Annotated in this window: 17 protein-coding genes; 12 read left to right on the plus strand and 5 right to left on the minus strand. The window is 69.3% G+C overall.

Annotated features, from left to right (window positions below; genetic code table 11):
* The first annotated feature begins 50 nt into the window (after positions 1-50).
* Together purB and I7X39_RS16310 are read left to right on the plus strand one after the other, a co-directional pair.
* Positions 51-1,424 (plus strand): adenylosuccinate lyase, encoded by a 1,374-nt coding sequence (gene purB, locus I7X39_RS16305; RefSeq protein WP_198112225.1) that lies wholly within the window; start codon positions 51-53, stop codon positions 1,422-1,424.
* On the plus strand, positions 1,421-1,768 hold the full coding sequence (locus I7X39_RS16310; RefSeq protein ID WP_198112226.1) for a translation initiation factor Sui1: 348 nt from the start codon (positions 1,421-1,423) through the stop codon (positions 1,766-1,768). The genes purB and I7X39_RS16310 overlap by 4 nt, the downstream gene beginning before the upstream one ends.
* On the opposite strand, the gene I7X39_RS16315 is transcribed toward I7X39_RS16310, so the two are convergent.
* Entirely contained in the window at positions 1,769-2,683 is a 915-nt protein-coding gene (locus I7X39_RS16315; protein ID WP_198112227.1) for a GNAT family N-acetyltransferase, read from the minus strand.
* Positions 2,684-2,725: 42 nt separating this feature from the next.
* On the opposite strand from I7X39_RS16315, the gene pyrF reads away from it, so the two are divergent.
* Genes pyrF through I7X39_RS16330 form a run of 3 tightly spaced genes read left to right on the plus strand, consistent with a single transcriptional unit; the run spans position 2,726 to position 5,192 of the window.
* Positions 2,726-3,550: an orotidine-5'-phosphate decarboxylase gene (gene pyrF / locus I7X39_RS16320; RefSeq protein ID WP_198112228.1), complete on the plus strand. Its 825-nt coding sequence runs from the start codon at positions 2,726-2,728 to the stop codon at positions 3,548-3,550.
* 3 nt (positions 3,551-3,553) lie between these two features.
* On the plus strand, positions 3,554-4,453 hold the full coding sequence (locus tag I7X39_RS16325; protein WP_198112229.1) for a transporter substrate-binding domain-containing protein: 900 nt from the start codon (positions 3,554-3,556) through the stop codon (positions 4,451-4,453).
* Between the two features lie 10 nt (positions 4,454-4,463).
* The gene (locus I7X39_RS16330; RefSeq protein ID WP_198112230.1) at positions 4,464-5,192 is read left to right on the plus strand and encodes an alpha/beta hydrolase family protein; all 729 of its coding nucleotides are present in this window, start codon (positions 4,464-4,466) and stop codon (positions 5,190-5,192) included.
* On the opposite strand, the gene I7X39_RS16335 is transcribed toward I7X39_RS16330, so the two are convergent.
* Positions 5,193-5,627 (minus strand): VOC family protein, encoded by a 435-nt coding sequence (locus I7X39_RS16335; protein WP_198112231.1) that lies wholly within the window; start codon positions 5,625-5,627, stop codon positions 5,193-5,195.
* Between the two features lie 58 nt (positions 5,628-5,685).
* Here I7X39_RS16335 and I7X39_RS16340 point away from each other — a divergent pair, with 58 nt between their 5' ends.
* Positions 5,686-6,657, plus strand: coding sequence for a 2-dehydropantoate 2-reductase (locus I7X39_RS16340; protein ID WP_198112232.1), 972 nt, complete (start codon positions 5,686-5,688; stop codon positions 6,655-6,657).
* On the opposite strand, the gene I7X39_RS16345 is transcribed toward I7X39_RS16340, so the two are convergent.
* Both I7X39_RS16345 and I7X39_RS16350 read right to left on the minus strand, forming a co-directional pair.
* Positions 6,658-9,717 (minus strand): fused MFS/spermidine synthase, encoded by a 3,060-nt coding sequence (locus tag I7X39_RS16345; RefSeq protein WP_198112233.1) that lies wholly within the window; start codon positions 9,715-9,717, stop codon positions 6,658-6,660.
* Positions 9,718-9,745: 28 nt separating this feature from the next.
* Positions 9,746-10,345 (minus strand): NnrU family protein, encoded by a 600-nt coding sequence (locus I7X39_RS16350; protein WP_198112234.1) that lies wholly within the window; start codon positions 10,343-10,345, stop codon positions 9,746-9,748.
* Positions 10,346-10,413: 68 nt separating this feature from the next.
* Here I7X39_RS16350 and I7X39_RS16355 point away from each other — a divergent pair, with 68 nt between their 5' ends.
* Complete coding sequence (locus I7X39_RS16355) at positions 10,414-11,280, plus strand: pirin family protein (protein WP_198112235.1); 867 nt, start codon at positions 10,414-10,416, stop codon at positions 11,278-11,280.
* A gap of 14 nt (positions 11,281-11,294) precedes the next feature.
* On the opposite strand, the gene I7X39_RS16360 is transcribed toward I7X39_RS16355, so the two are convergent.
* Entirely contained in the window at positions 11,295-11,750 is a 456-nt protein-coding gene (locus I7X39_RS16360; RefSeq protein ID WP_198112236.1) for an Lrp/AsnC family transcriptional regulator, read from the minus strand.
* 166 nt (positions 11,751-11,916) lie between these two features.
* Between I7X39_RS16360 and I7X39_RS16365 the strand changes: the two genes are divergently transcribed.
* The 5 genes from I7X39_RS16365 to I7X39_RS16385 all read left to right on the plus strand — a co-directional run bounded on the left by I7X39_RS16365 (position 11,917) and on the right by I7X39_RS16385 (position 17,230).
* Positions 11,917-13,011, plus strand: coding sequence for a saccharopine dehydrogenase family protein (locus I7X39_RS16365; protein ID WP_198112302.1), 1,095 nt, complete (start codon positions 11,917-11,919; stop codon positions 13,009-13,011).
* 84 nt (positions 13,012-13,095) lie between these two features.
* Complete coding sequence (gene amaB / locus I7X39_RS16370; RefSeq protein WP_198112237.1) at positions 13,096-14,622, plus strand: L-piperidine-6-carboxylate dehydrogenase; 1,527 nt, start codon at positions 13,096-13,098, stop codon at positions 14,620-14,622.
* Positions 14,623-14,761: 139 nt separating this feature from the next.
* Complete coding sequence (locus tag I7X39_RS16375) at positions 14,762-15,652, plus strand: DUF1338 domain-containing protein (RefSeq protein ID WP_232352011.1); 891 nt, start codon at positions 14,762-14,764, stop codon at positions 15,650-15,652.
* A complete protein-coding gene (locus I7X39_RS16380) occupies positions 15,652-15,876 on the plus strand; it encodes a hypothetical protein (protein WP_198112238.1) in 225 nt (74 codons plus the stop codon). The genes I7X39_RS16375 and I7X39_RS16380 overlap by 1 nt, the downstream gene beginning before the upstream one ends.
* Entirely contained in the window at positions 15,866-17,230 is a 1,365-nt protein-coding gene (locus I7X39_RS16385) for an FAD-binding oxidoreductase (protein WP_198112239.1), read from the plus strand. The genes I7X39_RS16380 and I7X39_RS16385 overlap by 11 nt, the downstream gene beginning before the upstream one ends.
* Positions 17,231-17,285: the final 55 nt, after the last annotated feature.

Genomic DNA, 17,285 nt, shown 5'->3' on the forward strand with positions numbered 1-17,285 from the left:
AAAATCGCGGGCTTTGCCCTCACCAGCGGCCTTCAGCGGCCGTGCGCGCCATGGAACTCTCCGCCCTGACTGCCCTGAGCCCCCTGGACGGCCGCTATGCCGGCCGCATGACCGGTCTGCGTGGCCTGCTGTCCGAGTTCGGGCTGATCCACCGCCGCGTGCAGGTGGAACTGGCCTGGTTCACGGCGCTGAGCGACGCCGGCCTGCCGGAGTTCCCGCCCCTTTCCGCCGCCGCACGGGCCTGGCTGAACCAGCGCGTGGCGCAGTTCAGTGCGGCCGATGCCCAGGCCATCAAGGACATCGAGAAGACCACCAACCACGATGTGAAGGCGGTCGAGTACTGGATCAAGCAGCAGTTCGCCGCCTCGGGCCTGCCCGAACTCACGGCCAAGGGCGAGTTCGTGCACTTCGCCTGCACCAGCGAGGACATCAACAACACCAGCCACGGCCTGATGCTCAAGGCCGCGCGCCAGCAGGTGATGCTGCCGGCGCTGGACGGCATCGTGGCCAAGCTGCAGGCCATGGCGCATGAGCTGGCCGAGCTGCCGATGCTGAGCCGCACCCATGGCCAGACCGCCAGCCCGACCACGGTGGGCAAGGAGATCGCCAATGTGGTGGCGCGCCTGCAGCGCGGCCGCACGGTGATCGATGGGGTGCAGCTGCTGGCCAAGATGAACGGCGCGGTGGGTAACTACAACGCGCACCTGAGCGCCTACCCGGACGTCGATTGGGAAGCCTTCAGCCGCCGCGTGATCGAGCAGGAGCTGGGCCTGGCCTTCAACCCGTACACGATCCAGATCGAGCCGCACGACTACATGGCCGAGCTGTTCGACGCCTTTGCGCGCGTCAACACCATCCTGATCGACCTGAGCCGCGACATCTGGGGCTACATCTCGGTGGGTTACTTCAAGCAGAAGACCAAGGAAGGCGAGGTCGGCAGCTCGACCATGCCGCATAAGGTCAACCCGATCGACTTCGAGAACGCCGAGGGCAATTTCGGTCTGGCCAACGCGCTGCTCACGCACCTGAGCCAGAAGCTGCCCATCAGCCGCTGGCAGCGTGACCTGACCGACTCCACCGTGCTGCGCAATATGGGCGTGGCCCTGGGCTACACCCTGCTGGGCTACGACAGTCTGGCCAAGGGCCTCGGCAAGCTGGAAGCCCACCCGGCCAATCTGGCCGCCGACCTGGATGCCGCCTGGGAAGTGCTGGCCGAGCCGGTGCAGACCGTGATGCGCCGCTTCGGCCTGCCCGAGCCCTATGAGCAGCTGAAGGCCTTCACGCGTGGCAAGGTCATCACCCAGCAGCTGATGCAGGACTTCATCCACAGCCTGGCCCTGCCGGACGCCGAGAAGCAGCGCCTGCTGGCGCTGACGCCGGGCGGCTACACCGGCAAGGCCGCCGCGCTGGCCGCCCGCATTTGAGCGCCTCCCGCCCCGTCTACAGCACCGAGCTCGGGCGCCTGTGCCCGGGCTGCGGCAAGCCCGTGGCCGTCTGCGCCTGCAAGAAGGGTGGCGCGCCGCTGGGCGACGGCCAGGTGCGCGTGCGCCGCGAAACCGGCGGCCGCGGCGGCAAGACCGTGACCACGGTGCGCGGCCTGCCGCTGGCCGAGGCCGCGCTGCAGCAGCTGGCCAAGCAGCTCAAGGCCGCCTGTGGCACGGGCGGCACCTGCAAGGGCGGCGTGGTGGAGGTGCACGGCGACCACGTGGAGCGTGTGCTCGCCTGGCTGACTCAGCAGGGCTACAAGCCCAAGAAGGCTGGGGGCTGATCAGTCGTCCTTCCAGCTCAGGCTGGCGATGCGCCAGCGCCCCTCGCCGTCCTGCGCCAGGTCCAGCTGCTTGCTCCCCTGGCCGCCATAGGGCTGGCCATCCAGTAGGCCCTGCTTGGCATAGCGCAGCTCGCGGCGGGCGTTTGAGCCGTCGACCACGGTCTGGTGCGCCAGCTCCCATTCGTGGAACTCACGCAAGCGGCCGCCCTGCACCAGCAGTGCGCGCGGCTCGACGAATTCGCGCACCGAGCAGGGGGCCTGGCCGGGCGCCGTGACGAGGGCCTCCGGTAGAAAGAGCGCCGGCAGGGCGGCCACCGGGGCGATGGCGCCCTGGCGGTTGTCGAAGGCGGCAAAGAAGCGCCGCACCAGGGCGTCGATCTGCGCCTGCGCATCGGTCGCCGCCCGCGGCGTGGCGCACCAGCGCCAGTTCAGCGTCGGGCCATCGGGGCCGCCCTCGGTCACGCCTTCCTCGGCAAAGCCCAGATCGCGCAACAAGCGGTTGCTGGCCTCATTGGTAGGGGAGGTGATGGCCAGCAGTTCGTCGCGCCCCAGCACGCGCCGCGCATAGTCCAGGCAGGCGCGCGCCGCCTCGCGGGCATACCCCTGGCCGGCATGGATCGCCCTCAGGCCATAGCCGAGGTCGGGCAGGGGCAGGGTGTCGCGCTTGAAGATGCCGCACATCCCCAGGGGCTCGCCGTCGGCCTTGCGCTCCACCATCCAGAAGCCGTGGCCGAGACGCCAGTAGGGGTCGAGCAAGCGGCCCTGCATCCAATCCCGCGCCGCTTCCTCGGTGCGCACGCCGCTGTCGCGGATGCCGGCAATCCAGGCGGGTTCGTTGATCAAGCCGAGCAAAAAGCCCGCGTCTTCGGGGCGGAACCAGCGCAGGCGCAGGCGTTCGGTGTCGAGGATCTGCATGGGGCCGGACAATACCGAACCTCCACCCCGCCGCCATTCCTCATGAGCTTCTTCGAGCGCCTGCAAGCCGCCACCCGCCACTCCCTGCTCTGCGTGGGCCTGGATCCGGACCCCGCCAAGTTCCCGGGCGCGTGGCAGGGCGATGCCAGCCGCATCGAAGACTTCTGCCGCGCCATCGTCGACGCCACGCACGACCTGGCGGCCGCCTTCAAGCCGCAGATCGCCTACTTCGCCGCCCAGGGCGCCGAAGACCAGCTGGAGCGTGTGATCGCCTACATCCGCCAGGTGGCGCCGCAGCTGCCGATCGTGCTGGATGCCAAGCGCGGCGACATCGGCGCCACCGCCGAGATGTACGCCCGCGAGGCCTTCGTGCGCTACGGGGCGGATGCCGTGACGCTCTCGCCCTATATGGGCTACGACACCATCGAGCCCTATCTGGACTACGCCGACCGCGGCGTGTTCGTGCTCTGCCGCACCAGCAACCCCGGTGGGGACGACTGGCAGATGCGGCCGCTCGCCGATGTGGAGGGGCAGCCGCGCCTGTTCGAGGAGCTGGCGCGGCGCGCGCAGCATGAGTGGGCGCGCATCCCAGGCCAGATCGGCCTGGTGGTGGGTGCCACCTACCCGGCCGAGATCGCCCGAGTACGGGCGCTGGCCCCCACCGTGCCGCTGCTGATTCCCGGCGTGGGCGCGCAGGGCGGTGACGCCGAGGCCACGGTGCGCGCAGGCTGGCGCGCCGATGCGCCGATCCTCGTCAACAGCTCGCGCGCCATCCTCTATGCGGGCAAGACGGTCGAGGGCCTTGGCGCGGCGGCGCGGGCCGTGGCGCAGCGCACGCAGGCCGAGCTGGCCCAGGCGCGTGGCTGAGCGATGACGCTCGGGCACCTGAGCCGTCGCACCTGGCTGGGGGCGGCCGCCGCCTGCGGGCCGTGGGTGCAGGTGCGCGCTCAGGCGGTGGAGCGGGTGTTGTACCCGGCCATGGAGTCACCCCGCGACCTGCGCTTTGCCGACATGGTGGCGCTGCTGCGCGCCGCCCTGGAGCGCACCGTGCCCACGCACGGCCCGTTTGAGCTGCAACCCAGCCTGCAGTTCATGACGCAGCCGCGCCAGCTGCTGGAACTGGAGCGCGGGCACAACCTGCGGGTGCAATGGTCTGCCACCACGCTGGAGAAGGAGCAACGCCTGCTGCCCGTGCGCTTCCCCACGCGGCGTGGCCTGCTGGGCTTCCGGCTGGCGCTGATCCGGCGCGACCGCCAGCCGGAGTTCAGCAAGGTGCGCAGCCTGGCGGATCTGCAGCGCTTCGTCATCGGACAGGGCAGCACCTGGGTGGACACGGACATCTTGCGCTCCCAGGGCCTGAACGTCAGCGGCGGCCACTACGAGGGCCTGTTCACCATGCTGAGCAACCGGCGCATCGACCTGTTCCCGCGCGGCGTGAACGAGGTCTTCACCGAACTGGAGGCCCGTGTGGCCGACGTGCCCGAGCTCGCCATCGAGGACAGCTTTGCGCTGCACTACCCGATGCCCTACTACTTCTTCTTCAACCGCGCGGACGGCAAGCTGGCAGCGCGGGTGGAGAAAGGCCTGGTCGCCATGGCGAAGGACGGCAGCTTCGAGCGCCACTTCTGGCGCCACCATGGCACCGCCGTGCGCGCCGCCCGGCTGCATGAGCGCCGCCTGATCCGCCTGCAAAACCCCTTGCTGCCCCCCGAGACCCCGCTGCAGCACCAGGCCCTGTGGTTCGACCCCGAACGCATGCCTGCGCCTTGAAAGCCGACCCGTGACGACACCCATTTCTGACCCCAGCGCCGAACCCCTGCTGCCCGCCAGCGGAGCGGTGGAGCTGCTGTTCCTGCTGTTCCACGGCGCCGGCGCCGATCGCAGCCAGATGCAGGCCCTGGCGCAGACCCTGCACACGGCCTATCCGCAGGCCGCCGTGCTCAGCCTGAACGCGCCGCAGCGCCTGGGCAGCGAGGTGCTGCACGGCTACCAGTGGTTCGACGAACAGCACTTCGGCATGGTGGCCGGCGTGGCCAGCGCGTTGCCTGCCTTCGTGGCCTGCGTGCGCGCCTGGGCGCAGCACTTCAACCTGGCCTGGCCGCGCGTGGCGCTGGCCGGCTTTTCACAAGGCGGGCTGATGGCGCTGGAGGCCGTGCAGAGCGAACCCGAGCTGGCCGGCCGGGTGCTCAGCTTCGGCGCCGCCCCGCTGCGCCGCCCCAGCCAGGCCCCCGAGGGCGTGTGCCTGCACCTGCTGCATGGCGTGCTGGACGAAGAGATCAGCTACCGCCATGTGGTGGACGCCGCGCAGGCCTGGGTGGAGTTGGGAGCCGACGTGACGGCCGATGTGCTGCCCGGCGTGCACCACGAGATGGACCCACGCCTGGTCGAACGCGCTCTGCACCAGCTGCGAACCTTCATCCCGGCGCGGCTGTGGCGCGAGGCGGTGCAGACGGCGGCGGAGATGGATCAGGCGGACCAGCAGGCGCTGCAGCGCCCGCAGCGGCACTGATCACCAGCTGCCCGTGTTCGGCATCGACACCCAGGGTTCGGCCGGCGGCAACGCGGCGCCGTTCTGCAGCAGCTCGATCGAGATCTGATCGGGCGAGCGCACGAAGGCCATGCGGCCGTCGCGCGGCGGCCGCAGGATCGTGACGCCATGCTGCTGCAGGCGCGCGCACAGGGCATAGATGTCGTCCACCCCGTAGGCGATGTGGCCGAAGTTGCGTGCGCCGCCGTAGTCCTCGACCTGGCCGTTCTCATCCGGCCAGTTGTAGGTCAGCTCCACCTGGGCCTGCTCGTCTCCGGGGGCGGCCAGGTAGACGAGGGTGAAGCGGCCGGCCGCATGCTCGCTGCGCCGCACCTCGTGCAGGCCCAGGGCATCGACATAGAACTTCAGCGACGCATCCAGGTCGCGCACGCGCACCATGCTGTGTAGGTATTTCATGAAGGCTCCATCAAGGGGATCGCGGAAACTGGCGCGCATTGTCCGAAGGAGTTGAGCGATGCGTGTGGCCGTGGTGGGTTGTGGGGCGATTGGTGGCTGGCTGGCAGGGCGGCTGGCCGATGCGGGGGTGGCCGTTTCGGTGCTGGCGCGTGGGGCCACCTTGCGTGCGCTGCAGCAGCGCGGCCTGCGCATCCAGGAAGCGGGCGTGGAGCGCAACCTGAAGCTGCCGGCCAGCGATCGGCCCGAGGAACTGGGTCTGCACGATGTCGTCATCCTGGCCGTCAAGGGCCAGGCGGCGGCGCAGGCGGTGCCGCTGGCGGCGGCCTTGCGGGCTCCTGAGGGCAAGGTTTGGACCGCCATGAATGGCGTGCCCTGGTGGTTCGCCGACGGCTTGCCGGCGCTGCAGAACAAGCCGCTGCGTAGCCTGGACCCCGAGGGGCGTCTGCTGGCCCAGCTGGGTGCTGCCGAGGTGCTGGGCGGCGTGGTGCACGCCAGTTGCCAGAACCCCGAACCGGCCCTGGTGCGCCATGTCATGGGCCAGGGCCTGTTGGTGGGCGACCCGCATGCAGCCGGCAGCGCGGCCGAGGCCGGGCTGGTCAGTCTGCTGCTGCAGGCAGGCTTCGAAGCCAAGGCCAGCGCCAACATCCGCCAGGACCTTTGGTACAAGCTGTGGGGCAACGCCACCACCAATCCGATCTCGGCCCTGACCGGCGCCACCACCGACCGCATCCTCGACGACCCGCAGGTGCTGGCGCTGACGGACGCGGCGATGCACGAACTGGCGGCCGTGGGCGCGGCCATCGGCTGCCCGGTGCCGCACACGCCCGAGGAGCGCCACGCCATCACGCGGCGCCTGGGCGCCTTCAAGACCTCGATGCTGCAGGACCGCGAGGCCGGCCGGCGCCTGGAGATCGATGCCCTGCTGGCGGCACCCCGCGAGATCGCGGAGCGCGTGGGAGTGGCCACACCGATGCTCGACGCCCTGCACGGGCTGGCCAGACTGCTGGATGGGAGCCTGGCGGCGGCTTGATCACTTCGCCGGCTGGCATCGGGGCTCGTGGCGGGCCCAGGTCAAGGTGAAGTCGGCCAGCCCGCGCCATTCGGGATGGATGTAGTGCTGGCGATGTCGATCGTGCCAGGCCGAGGCCCCGCTCAAGTCGCCCTGGGCCGCGAGGCTCAGCAAACCGAGTGTGAGCACGAGATCTCTGGCGGACGCCTGCAGGCCACTGTTGGGTCCGCTGACCAGTGACTGCGCGGCGGCATGCGCAGCTGCCCAGTCCGAACGGCTCACAGTGCCGAAGAGGCGGAGCAGGGTCTGCGTGGCTTGGTCAGGTTGCCACTCGGTTCCTCGCCCCCAGAACGCTTCATTCCACAGCTCCTGCAGGCCGGGCCGATCCAACTGCCCGAACGTGGCGAGAGCCAAGGTGTTCAGCTGCGCCTGCGCCTGTCGGGCATCGAAGCGCACCAGGCCACTGCGTTGCGCCAGCAGGGCATCGATGTCGGTGGCCAGGCTGGGGTTGAGCTCCGGGAGCTGCGCATCGCGTTCACGTGACAGCAAAGCCCGCCGCGCCAGTCTGGCCTGACGGTACGCGATGCCCACACTGTCCGCGCCGCTGACTTGGAGTACGGGCTCCGCTTCTGCGAGCGGTTCCCGGCAATCGAGCACCCGCAATAGGGGTGCGCCTGCAAGCGCAGCGCGACCCATGGTCAAGGCAGTCTGACGCTTGAAGCGCTCGGCGGGAGCCTGTAGCGCCACGGTGGGCCAGAAGTCGCTATGGATGGGCGCGTTGAACTGCCGGACGAAAGTGCGCAGCAGCGCCGGGCCGCCCAGGCGGCGAGCCTCTAGGTCGTTCCTGGAACCCAGTCCGACGCGTTGCAACTCGGAGGCCAGCTCCGGTTCTTCCCAGGGGTGCGCATTCAAGCCATGCCGACGGCCTTTGTGAGCCAGTACCACCAAGTCACCTGCGTTCGCTTGATACACCTCGCTATTCGGAAACTGCTGGATCAGGGCGGCGAGCATCTGTGCCAGCAGGGCATCCGACATCTCATAGGTGTGAATCCACTGCACCAGCACGCCATCGGTGCTGAGCTGCCGCCGGACCAAGCGATAGAACTCCTGGGTGAACAGGCTGGAGACGCCGCTGACCCAGGGGTTCGAGGGCTCCGACACGATCACGTCGTAAGCCTCGCCCTGGACTGCCAGGAACTTGCGCGCATCCTCGATGCGGATGTGTGAGCGCGGGTCCTTGTAAGCACGCACATTGCGCGGATGAAAGCTGCGCGCTCCCTCGATCATGGCGGGCTCGATTTCGATGGTGTCGACCCGCTCGGGTCGGCGCGAGCCAAGCACCGTATGGGTGCTTAGGCCCGAGCCCCAGCCAATCAGGGCGATCTTGCGCGGTGCAGGGTGAGCAGCCAGGGGCAGGCTGCCCAGCATCAGCATCGTGATCTCATCTGGACTGGGCGCCTTGTGGAGCGGGTTCATGCCCGCATCTGGCTTGCCATTGGTGGCGATATTGAGCCCATCGCCCTGAGCGCGCACCGATATGGTTGCCGTTGATCCGTCCTTGAAATAGACCAGCTCGCCCAGCCTGGCAGGGTTCAGACCGCTGCGGAACACACCTGCCGCCTGATGCAAGGGGTTGGGCAATCCGGCGACCAGAACCAGTGTGAGGACACCCAGCGAACCGAGAGCCGCCAAGCCGCTGCCGAAGGTCCACTCCGGCGGGCCGAAGCGGCGCAGCAGCACCAGGCCGATCAGCACGTCCACCGTGGCCGCCACCAGCAGGCTGAGCACCACCCCGATCTGGGGCACCAGCAGGTGCACCGCCAGTACCACCCCGGCAATGGCACCCAGGGTATTGGCGGCGTAGACCTGGCCCACGGCGCGCTCACTGCCACCCTCGCGCAACAGCGCGGCCGTGAAGAGGGGCAAGGTCATGCCGGCGAAGAAGGCCGCCGGCAACATCACCACCATGGCCGTGAACGCCGTGGCCAGGCTGTAAAGCGTGTAGCCCCCATCGCTGGGTGTGAGGCTGCCGACCAGCCAGCCGGCCCAGGCGTAGCTGCCTGCCAGCACGGGCACCGAGAGCAGCGCGGCCACGCCCATCGCCACCTGGACGTAGCCCGCATAGCGCACCGGATCACCGATGCGCGGACCGCGCCGCTGCACCCAGAGCCCGCCGAGCGCCAGGCCGGCGATGAAGGAAGCGAGCATCAGCTCGAAGCCGTGCAGCGTGGTGCCCAGGGCCTGGTTCAGCAGCCGCACCCAGCCGATTTCATAGCCGAAGGAAGCCGCACTGGAGCCGAAAGTGGCCCAAAGCAGCGCGCGACGCAGGCGCGGCAACTCGGCACTGGGGGCGATGGAGGGTTCGTTCGCGTCGGCGGCGCCCGGCAAGGGCTGTGAGCCCTCGCGCAGTGCGCCACTCGTCCAGGCCGTGGCGGCAGCCAGCAGCAGGTTCATCACCCCTGCCACCTGCAAGGCGCCCTGCATGCCCACCGCCGGCAGCAGCAGGAAGGTGGCTGCCAATGCTCCGAGCGCGGCGCCGATGCCGTTCGTGAAGTACAGGCCGCCCAATTGGGCGCTGGTGCCGGCACCCGGGAAGGCGCGCAGCACGCCGGCGGCGATCAGCGGGAAGGTCGCGCCCAGCAGCACGGTTTGCGGGGCAATCAGCGCAGCGGCGCTGGCCCATTGCCAAGTGGCCGCCAGCCCCGGGCTGCCGATTGCTGGCAGAGCCTGCTCCAGGTTCCAGTTCGCCACGGCGTTGAAGAGTGGGTGAAAGATCAGCCCCAGCAGGCCGATCGCGGCCTCCACCGCCGCGTAGCAGCCCACCAGGCGGCGGATCTGCAAGGTGTGCCGGCTGACCCACCAGCTGCCCAGGGCCATGCCGCCCATGAACATGATCAGCACCAGGGTCTGTGCATAGGCGGCGTGGCCCAGCATCAGGCCCAGGTAGTGGGTCCAGATGGATTGGTAGATCAGCGCCGAGAAGCCGGAGAGGACGAAGAGCGTCAGCAAGAGCAGACGCAATGCGTCACTCTGCAGACGGATCGCGGGCTGGGGCAGTGCTTCAGCCGTGCTGGCATGCATGGTGGGGTTCCTATGACTTGGGCTTGGGTCAGCCTTGCAAGAACGGGGCCACCCCGATCCAGCGCACGTGCAGCACCATGGCGAACACCGCATAGGCCCCGGTGCCCAGCACCAGCACCGCCAGCGTGCCCGGCCAACTTCCCGGAGCGACGGCAGGGGCCGGGCGGCGGCGGGCGTTGCGGAACAGCAGCACCGACCAGACCAGCAAGCCGCCGAACAGCAGCAGGTCCGCCGCCGTGTGATTGACCAGCAGATGCGCCAGCGCCCAGAGCTTGACGCTCAGCGTCATCGGGTGCTTCAGCGCCGCCTTGAGGTGGTTGCGCGGCACGTAGGCGGCCACCATCAGCCAGAAGGCCGGCAGTACCAGCAGGGCCACCAAGTGGCGCAGGCCGCGCGCGGCGCCCTCCGGCAGCAGGAACAGTGGCGCCAGCTGCGTGTGCAGCTGCCCATAGCCCCAGACCAGCAGGCCGAAGCCGGCGATCGACACCAGGCTGTACAGGCCCTTCCAGGTCTTGTCGCCCAAGCGCTGGAGCTGGCGTTCGCGCCAGGCCGGCGCGCACAGGCGCAGCGAATGGCTGCCCAGAAACAGCAGCAAGCCGGCTACAAAGAGGATCCAGGCCCGTTCCATTGCGTCTCCTTCACCAAGCGGTGGCGCAATGTAGGGGCAGCGCGCGTTCGGCCACAGGAGGGAAAACCGTGCAACTCATCCCCGGTCATCGCACCGATCTGGCCGGCGGCCTGCAGGTGCGCCGGCTGCTGCCGGCCGCGCAGGCCCGCGCGGTCGGGCCCTTTGTCTTTCTCGACCATTTCGGTCCGGTCGAGCTGGCGGCCGAGGTCGACAGCGATGTCGGCCCCCACCCGCATATCGGGCTGGCCACCGTCAGCTACCTGTTCGAAGGTCGGCTGACGCACCGCGACAGCCTGGGCACGGTGCAGGACATCGCGCCGGGAGACTTGAACTGGATGCAGGCCGGCCACGGCATCGTGCACAGCGAGCGCACGCCGTTCGATCTGCGCGGCCAGCCGCGCCGGCTGCACGGGCTGCAGCTCTGGGCCGCCCTGCCGCCCGGGCAGACCGAACTGGAGCCGGCCTTCTGGCACCTGCCCGCCGCGGCCTTGCCTGAGCTGCCGCTGCCTGGGGGCCGCCTGCGTGTGCTGGTGGGCAGCGCGATGGGCGCCAGCAGCCCGTTGCCCACGGTCTGGCCCACGCTTTACGTGGATCTGGAGCTGGAGCCCGACGCGGTGCTGGAGCTGCCGCCGCCGGCGGATCAATCGGCGCTCTACCTGCCTTGGGGTGGCCTGCAGCTGGACGGCCAGCCGCTGCCGCCCGAGCAGCTGGCGCTGCTGCCGCCGCAGCCCCTGCGCCTGCAGGCCGGGCCGACCGGCGCGCGGGCCGTGATCCTGGGCGGAGCGGCGCTGCCGCAAACACCGCGCATGTGGTGGAACTTCGTGGCTTTTGAGCGCGAAACCCTGGGCCGGGCGGCGGCGCGCTGGGCAGCCGGGGAATTTCCGGCCATCCCTGGGGAGACGGGCCGGATCGAGGCGCCCCCTTGGCGCGCTTGAGGGCAGCTCGGCGCTCACGCCACCCGGTCCACCTTCATCGCCAACAGCACCGAGGTCGTGGTGCGCAGCACGCCGTCGATCTCGCCGATCTCGTCGAGCAGGGCATCCAGCCGCTGGGTTGAGGGCGCGCGCAGCACGGCGAGGTAGTCGAACTCGCCGCTGACGGCGGCGAGCTGGCGCAGCTCCGGCATCAGTGAGAGGCGCTCAATGACCGCGCGCGCCACCTTGGGGCTGACGCTCAGGTTCACGAAGGCCTGCACGCCCTGGCCGCCCTCGGTGGCGGCCAGGCGCGCGGTGTAGCCCACGATGACGCCGCTGCTCTCCAGCCGGGCCAGGCGCGCCACCACGGTGGTGCGGGCCACGCCGAGCTGGCGTGCCAGATCGGCCGTGGGCGCGCGTGCGTTGGCCTGCAGCAGGGCGATCAGGCGGCGGTCCAGTGCATCCAGGGCGGTGCCTGCGATGGAACTCATGGTTTTCCCTATTTGATTCGTTTCGGCGGATTTTGCTGACGAAACGTCGTGAGCAGCAGATTTTCTGACGAACTCACGCTTTCTTTCGTCGTGCTCCATTTCTACAGTCACGCCCATCGCTGCGGTGCTGCCGCGGCCCACGACAACCCCTCGGAGACTCCCCATGATGAAGATCGCACTGCTCGGCGCCGGCCACATCGGCCAGACCATTGCCCGCCTGCTGCACGCCACCGGCGACTACCAGGTCACCGTGCTGGACAAGAGCGCCAAGTACCTGGCGGTGCTGGCCGCCGAGGGCATCGCCACCAAGGAAGTCGACAGCGAGAACAAGGCCGCCCTGATGGCCGGCGTGCGCGGCAATGACGCCGTCGTCAACGCGCTGCCCTACCACCTGGCCATCACCGCCGCCGAAGCCGCGCTGGAGTGCGGCTGCCACTACTTCGACCTGACCGAAGACGTGGCGGCCACCAAGGCCATCATGGAAATGGCCAAGAGCGCCAAGACCGCCTTCATGCCCCAGTGTGGCCTGGCCCCGGGCTTCATCGGCATCGTGGCCCACCACCTGGCCAAGCAGTTCGACGAAGTGCGTGATGTGCAGATGCGCGTCGGCGCGCTGCCCGCCTTCCCCACGAACAAGCTCAAGTACAACCTGACCTGGTCGGTGGACGGCCTGATCAACGAGTACTGCCACCCCTGCGAAGCCATCCACGGTGGTGAGTTCATCCAGGCCCTGCCGCTGGAAGGCCTGGAGCACTTCAGCCTGGACGGCGTCGAGTACGAGGCCTTCAACACCTCGGGCGGCCTGGGCACCCTGTGCGAGACCTGGAAGGGCAAGGTCCAGAACCTGGACTACAAGACCGTGCGCTACCCCGGCCACCGCGACCTGATGAAGTTCCTGCTGGAAGACCTGGCCCTGGCCGGCGACCAGGAGAAGCTCAAGGACATCATGCGCAAGAGCATGCCCGCCACCATGCAGGACGTGGTGCTGGTGTTCGTCACCGTCTCCGGCATGAAGAACGGCGTGCTGCTGCAGGAAGTCTTCGCCCGCAAGATCTTTGCCGACCGTGACGTGAAGGCCCCGCTGTCGGCCATCCAGATCACCACCGCCGCCGGCATCTGCACCGCCGTGGACCTGTTCCGCGAAGGCAAGCTGCCGCAGAAGGGCTTCGTGCGTCAGGAAGACGTGGCGCTGCCTGACTTCCTGGCCAACCGCTTCGGCAAGGCCTACGAGCAGCTGCGCCAAGTCCAGTCGATTGCTTAAGCTGCCGACTACGCGCTAGAACCCCTATGCGCCGCCGCACTGTTTGATTCAGCGCGGCGGCGTTTCCGCTTCCAGGAGAACCGCATGACCACCATTTCCACCCAAGCCCATGACCTGCTGGCCCGCATGGGCGTGGCCAAGAGCCTGTACACCGAAGGCACGCTGACCGCCCGCTCGCCGGTGGACGGCGCCGTCACCGGCAAGGTCGTCGAAAGCACGGCTGCCGAGATGCAAGCCGCCATCGGCAAGGCCCACGCCGCCTTCCTGGAGTGGCGCGTCATCCCCGCCCCGAAGCGTGGCGAGCTGGTGCGCAAGTTCGGCGAGGTGCTGCGCACCCACAAGACCGATCTGGCCGCCCTGGTTTCCTTGGAAGCCGGCAAGATCGCCAGCGAAGGCCTGGGCGAAGTGCAGGAAATGATCGACATCTGCGACTTCGCTGTCGGTCTGAGCCGCCAGCTGCACGGCCTGACGATCGCCAGCGAGCGTCCCGGCCACCGCATGATGGAACAGTGGCTGCCGCTGGGTGTGGTCGGCATCATCTCGGCCTTCAACTTCCCCGTCGCCGTGTGGGCCTGGAACTCGGCCCTGGCGCTCGTCGCCGGTGACACCTGCGTCTGGAAGCCCAGCGAGAAGACCCCGCTCACCGCCCTGGCCACGCAAGCCCTGTTCGAGAAGGCCGTCGCCGCCTACAAGGCCGATGGCCATGTGGCGCCCGAAGGCCTGAGCCTGGTGCTGAACGGCGGCGCCGCCGTAGGCGAGGCCCTGGTGACCGACACCCGCGTGCCGCTGATCAGCGCCACCGGCTCCACCCGCATGGGCCGCATCGTCGGTCCCAAGGTCGCTGCCCGTTTCGGCCGCTGCCTGCTGGAGCTGGGCGGCAACAACGCCCTGATCGTCAGCGACAAGGCCGACCTGGACCTGGCCGTGCGCGCCATCGCCTTCGGTGCCTGGGGCACCGCCGGCCAGCGCTGCACCACCACCCGCCGCGTCATCGCCCACAAGGCCGTGCACGACCAACTGGTGGAGCGCCTGGAAAAGGTGCGCGTGCAGCTGAAGATCGGCAACCCGCTGGCCGACGGCACCCTGGTGGGCCCGCTGGTGGACAAGCAAGCCTTTGACGCCATGCAGGCTGCCCTGGCCCAGGCCAAGGCCCAGGGCGGCACCGTGCGTGGCGGTGAGCGCGCGCTGGCTGCTGAGCACCCCGAAGCCTTCTACGCCGCCCCGGCCCTGGTGACCATGCCGGCCCAGACCGAGGTGGTCTGCCACGAGACCTTCGCGCCCATCCTCTACGTGCTGAAGTACGAGAAGCTGGACGAGGCCATCGCCCTGCAGAACGGCGTGCCGCAGGGTCTGTCCAGCGCCATCTTCACCACCGACATCCGCGAGGCCGAGGCCTTCATGAGCGCCGCCGGCAGCGACTGCGGCATTGCCAACGTCAACATCGGCACCTCGGGCGCCGAAATCGGTGGCGCCTTCGGTGGCGAGAAGGAAACCGGCGGCGGCCGCGAGTCGGGTTCGGACGCCTGGCGCCAATACATGCGCCGTGTCACCAACACGGTGAACTACAGCAACAGCCTGCCGCTGGCCCAGGGGGTGAAGTTCGATGTTTGACCTGCGCCCCTCAGAGACCGGCGTCTACCGTCTGGTCAAGGGCATGCTCGGCGCCTCGGCGGCCGACGCGCTCTTCACCCAGCTGGAGATCGACCCGCGCATCCTCAGGCCCATCTCGGCGGCTGTCAGCCGCGCCGAGATGGCGCAGGCCCTGAACATGGTGCTGTTCTACGACCTGCACGAGCGCGTGCCCGAGGGCCACGACTATGTGCAGGACGTGATGGCGGCCGGCCAGAAGATCACCTTCGACCACGGCGCCCTGCGCACCGTGGCCTGGCCCAGCGGCGCGCTGCCGCCGGGCGAGGCCGCCATCAGCCGCGTGCTGCGCCCGCTGGGCTTCGCCGTGGCTGACACCTACCCGCTGCCGCGCCTGAAGATGACCGGCCGCGCCTGGGCCCACACCGACTTCCCCGAGACCATCGCGCAGTTCTTCGTCTCCGAGCTGCACCCCGAGCAGTTCAGCGTCGAGTTCCAGGCCGCGGTCACCCGTGTGTTGGCCGATTCCGTGGACCCGCTGGGCCCGCAGGACGTGGGCCGCCTGGAGCGCCTGGGCCGTGACGGCTCGCTGCCCTGGCCCGACGCCCTGGCTCTGATGCCGAAGGTGGTGGCCTGCTTCGGCCGCCAGCACGGCGGCTTCGCCTTGGCCGACTACGAGACCCTGCTGGCCGAATCCGCCGAGATGGCCTGGATCAGCACCGAGGGCAATGCCTTCAACCACGCTACCGACCGCGTCGAAGACCTGGAGTCCCTGAGTGCGCAGCAGAAGAAGCTGGGCCGCTCGATCAAGGACGCCATCGAGGTCAGCAAGAGCGGCCGCGTGATGCAGACCGCCTTCAAGGCGGCGCAGGTGGAGCGCGAGTTCCTGGACGAGGACGGCGACTGGGTGACGCGCAGCGTGCCCGGCAGCTTCTACGAGTTCATCCAGCGCGAGCGCTTGCAGTGCGGCCGCCTGGATCTCGCCTTCGACGCCGGCAATGCGACCGCCATCTTCAAGATGACGACGCACGAGGCGCTGGAAATCCTGAGCTGATGCGCTGGCTCTTCGGGCTGGCCGCGCTGGCCGCCACCGCCTTGCTGTTCTGGCTGGCGGTGAGCCTGGTCGGCCTGGTGTTCGGCCCGAAGACCACTGGCGGCGGCCTTAACCTCTGGGGTCTGGTGGCTCCGCTGGCGCTGGCCCTGGTGTTCCTGCTGGGCCTGCGCCTGCGCATGGCGCGCAACAAGCGCCGCAAACAACACGAACACGATGTCCGTTGAAGCCTTCCTGACGGCGGCCGGCCCGCTGGCCAGCGCTGACGTGGAGCCGCGCTACCTGAGCGGCGCGCGCTACGGTGCCGGTGCGGCCACGGCCCTGCTCAAGCCCGCCACCGTGGCGCAGGCGGCCGAGCTGCTGGCGCTCGCCTCCAGCCACCAGGTGCCCCTGGTGCTGCAGGGTGCCCACACCGGCCTGGTCAAGGCGGCCACGCCGCAGGGTCAGGTGCTGATGAGCACCGAGCGCCTGCGCGAGGTCTTCGAGCTGGACCCGCTGGACCGCACGCTGCGCGTCTCGGCCGGTTTCAAGCTCAGCGAGGTCAATCAGCGCCTGGCTGAGCACGGCCTGCAGTTCCCTATCGACCTATCCGCTGACCCCAGCATCGGCGGCATGCTGGCGCACAACACCGGTGGCACGCGCATGCTGCGCTACGGCGATGTGCGGGCCAACACCCTGGGCCTGGAGGTGGCGCTGGCCGATGGCCAACTCGTCCGCCTGGGCCACGGCCTGGCCAAGGACAACTCGGCCCTGGCCCTGCAACAGCTCTTCATCGGCGCCTCGGGCGGCCTGGGCCTGATCACCGAAGCCACGCTCAGGCTCGCGCCGATCCCCAAGCAAGCGGCCGTGGCCCTGGTGGCGCCGGCCTCGCTGGAAGCGGTGTGGCCGCTGTACCAGCGTTGGATGGCCGAGTTTGGCGTGCTGGTCTCGGCCTTCGAAGGCCTGAGCGCGAACGCGCTGGAGGCGGCCATCCATGTGCAGGGTGGCGCTTCGCCCTTTGCGGCCGAGTTGCCGCCCTACAGCCTGTTGCTCGAACTGTCTTCCGAGCTGCCCGCTGCGCAGCTGAACCTGCGCGAGCTGCTGCACACGGCACTCGAAGCCGCGTTCGAATCGGGCGAGGTGGTGGACGCCGCGCTCGACAACGACGAAGGCCTCTGGGGCCTGCGCCATGCGGTGAGCGAGGGCCTGCGCGAGCAGGGCGCGGTGATCGGCTTCGACATCAGCCTGCCGCGCCGCGCGGTCTGGGCCTTCCGTGAACAGGCCACGGCCTGGCTGGCCGAGCATTTCGCGCCGGCCAAGGTCTGCGACTTCGGCCACCTCGGCGATGGCGGACAGCACTTCAATCTGGTCTGGCCCAAGTCGGCGGCAGCCTTGTCGGCGGAAGAGGGCGCGCGGCTGCGGGCGGGCATCTATGCGCTGGTGATGGCGCATGGGGGCTCCTTCAGCGCCGAGCACGGGCTGGGGCCGCTGCTGCAGTCCACCTACGACGCGCACACCGCGGAGGGCGTCAAGGCGCTGTCGGCTGCGGTGGCGGGGCTCTTGAATCCGCAAGGTCTGCTGGGGCAGTTCCGCTTCGGTTGATGCGGGTCGGGGGGCAGGGGTTGAGGGCCCCTGCGGGTTCTCGCACCAAGCTCAC

This window comes from Inhella proteolytica, from assembly GCF_016093275.1.
In the GTDB taxonomy this organism is placed as follows: domain Bacteria; phylum Pseudomonadota; class Gammaproteobacteria; order Burkholderiales; family Burkholderiaceae_C; genus Inhella; species Inhella proteolytica.

What these genes read in the sequence shown, in the direction of transcription:
- purB (WP_198112225.1), top strand. Translation starts at nt 51, where the DNA reads ATGGAACTCTCCGCCCTGACTGCCCTGAGCCCCCTGGACGGCCGCTAT.
- I7X39_RS16315 (WP_198112227.1), bottom strand. Translation starts at nt 2,683, where the DNA reads ATGCAGATCCTCGACACCGAACGCCTGCGCCTGCGCTGGTTCCGCCCC.
- pyrF (WP_198112228.1), top strand. Translation starts at nt 2,726, where the DNA reads ATGAGCTTCTTCGAGCGCCTGCAAGCCGCCACCCGCCACTCCCTGCTC.
- I7X39_RS16325 (WP_198112229.1), top strand. Translation starts at nt 3,554, where the DNA reads ATGACGCTCGGGCACCTGAGCCGTCGCACCTGGCTGGGGGCGGCCGCC.
- I7X39_RS16335 (WP_198112231.1), bottom strand. Translation starts at nt 5,627, where the DNA reads ATGAAATACCTACACAGCATGGTGCGCGTGCGCGACCTGGATGCGTCG.
- I7X39_RS16340 (WP_198112232.1), top strand. Translation starts at nt 5,686, where the DNA reads ATGCGTGTGGCCGTGGTGGGTTGTGGGGCGATTGGTGGCTGGCTGGCA.
- I7X39_RS16345 (WP_198112233.1), bottom strand. Translation starts at nt 9,717, where the DNA reads ATGCATGCCAGCACGGCTGAAGCACTGCCCCAGCCCGCGATCCGTCTG.
- I7X39_RS16350 (WP_198112234.1), bottom strand. Translation starts at nt 10,345, where the DNA reads ATGGAACGGGCCTGGATCCTCTTTGTAGCCGGCTTGCTGCTGTTTCTG.
- I7X39_RS16360 (WP_198112236.1), bottom strand. Translation starts at nt 11,750, where the DNA reads ATGAGTTCCATCGCAGGCACCGCCCTGGATGCACTGGACCGCCGCCTG.
- I7X39_RS16365 (WP_198112302.1), top strand. Translation starts at nt 11,917, where the DNA reads ATGAAGATCGCACTGCTCGGCGCCGGCCACATCGGCCAGACCATTGCC.
- amaB (WP_198112237.1), top strand. Translation starts at nt 13,096, where the DNA reads ATGACCACCATTTCCACCCAAGCCCATGACCTGCTGGCCCGCATGGGC.
- I7X39_RS16375 (WP_232352011.1), top strand. Translation starts at nt 14,762, where the DNA reads ATGGCGCAGGCCCTGAACATGGTGCTGTTCTACGACCTGCACGAGCGC.
- I7X39_RS16380 (WP_198112238.1), top strand. Translation starts at nt 15,652, where the DNA reads ATGCGCTGGCTCTTCGGGCTGGCCGCGCTGGCCGCCACCGCCTTGCTG.
- I7X39_RS16385 (WP_198112239.1), top strand. Translation starts at nt 15,866, where the DNA reads ATGTCCGTTGAAGCCTTCCTGACGGCGGCCGGCCCGCTGGCCAGCGCT.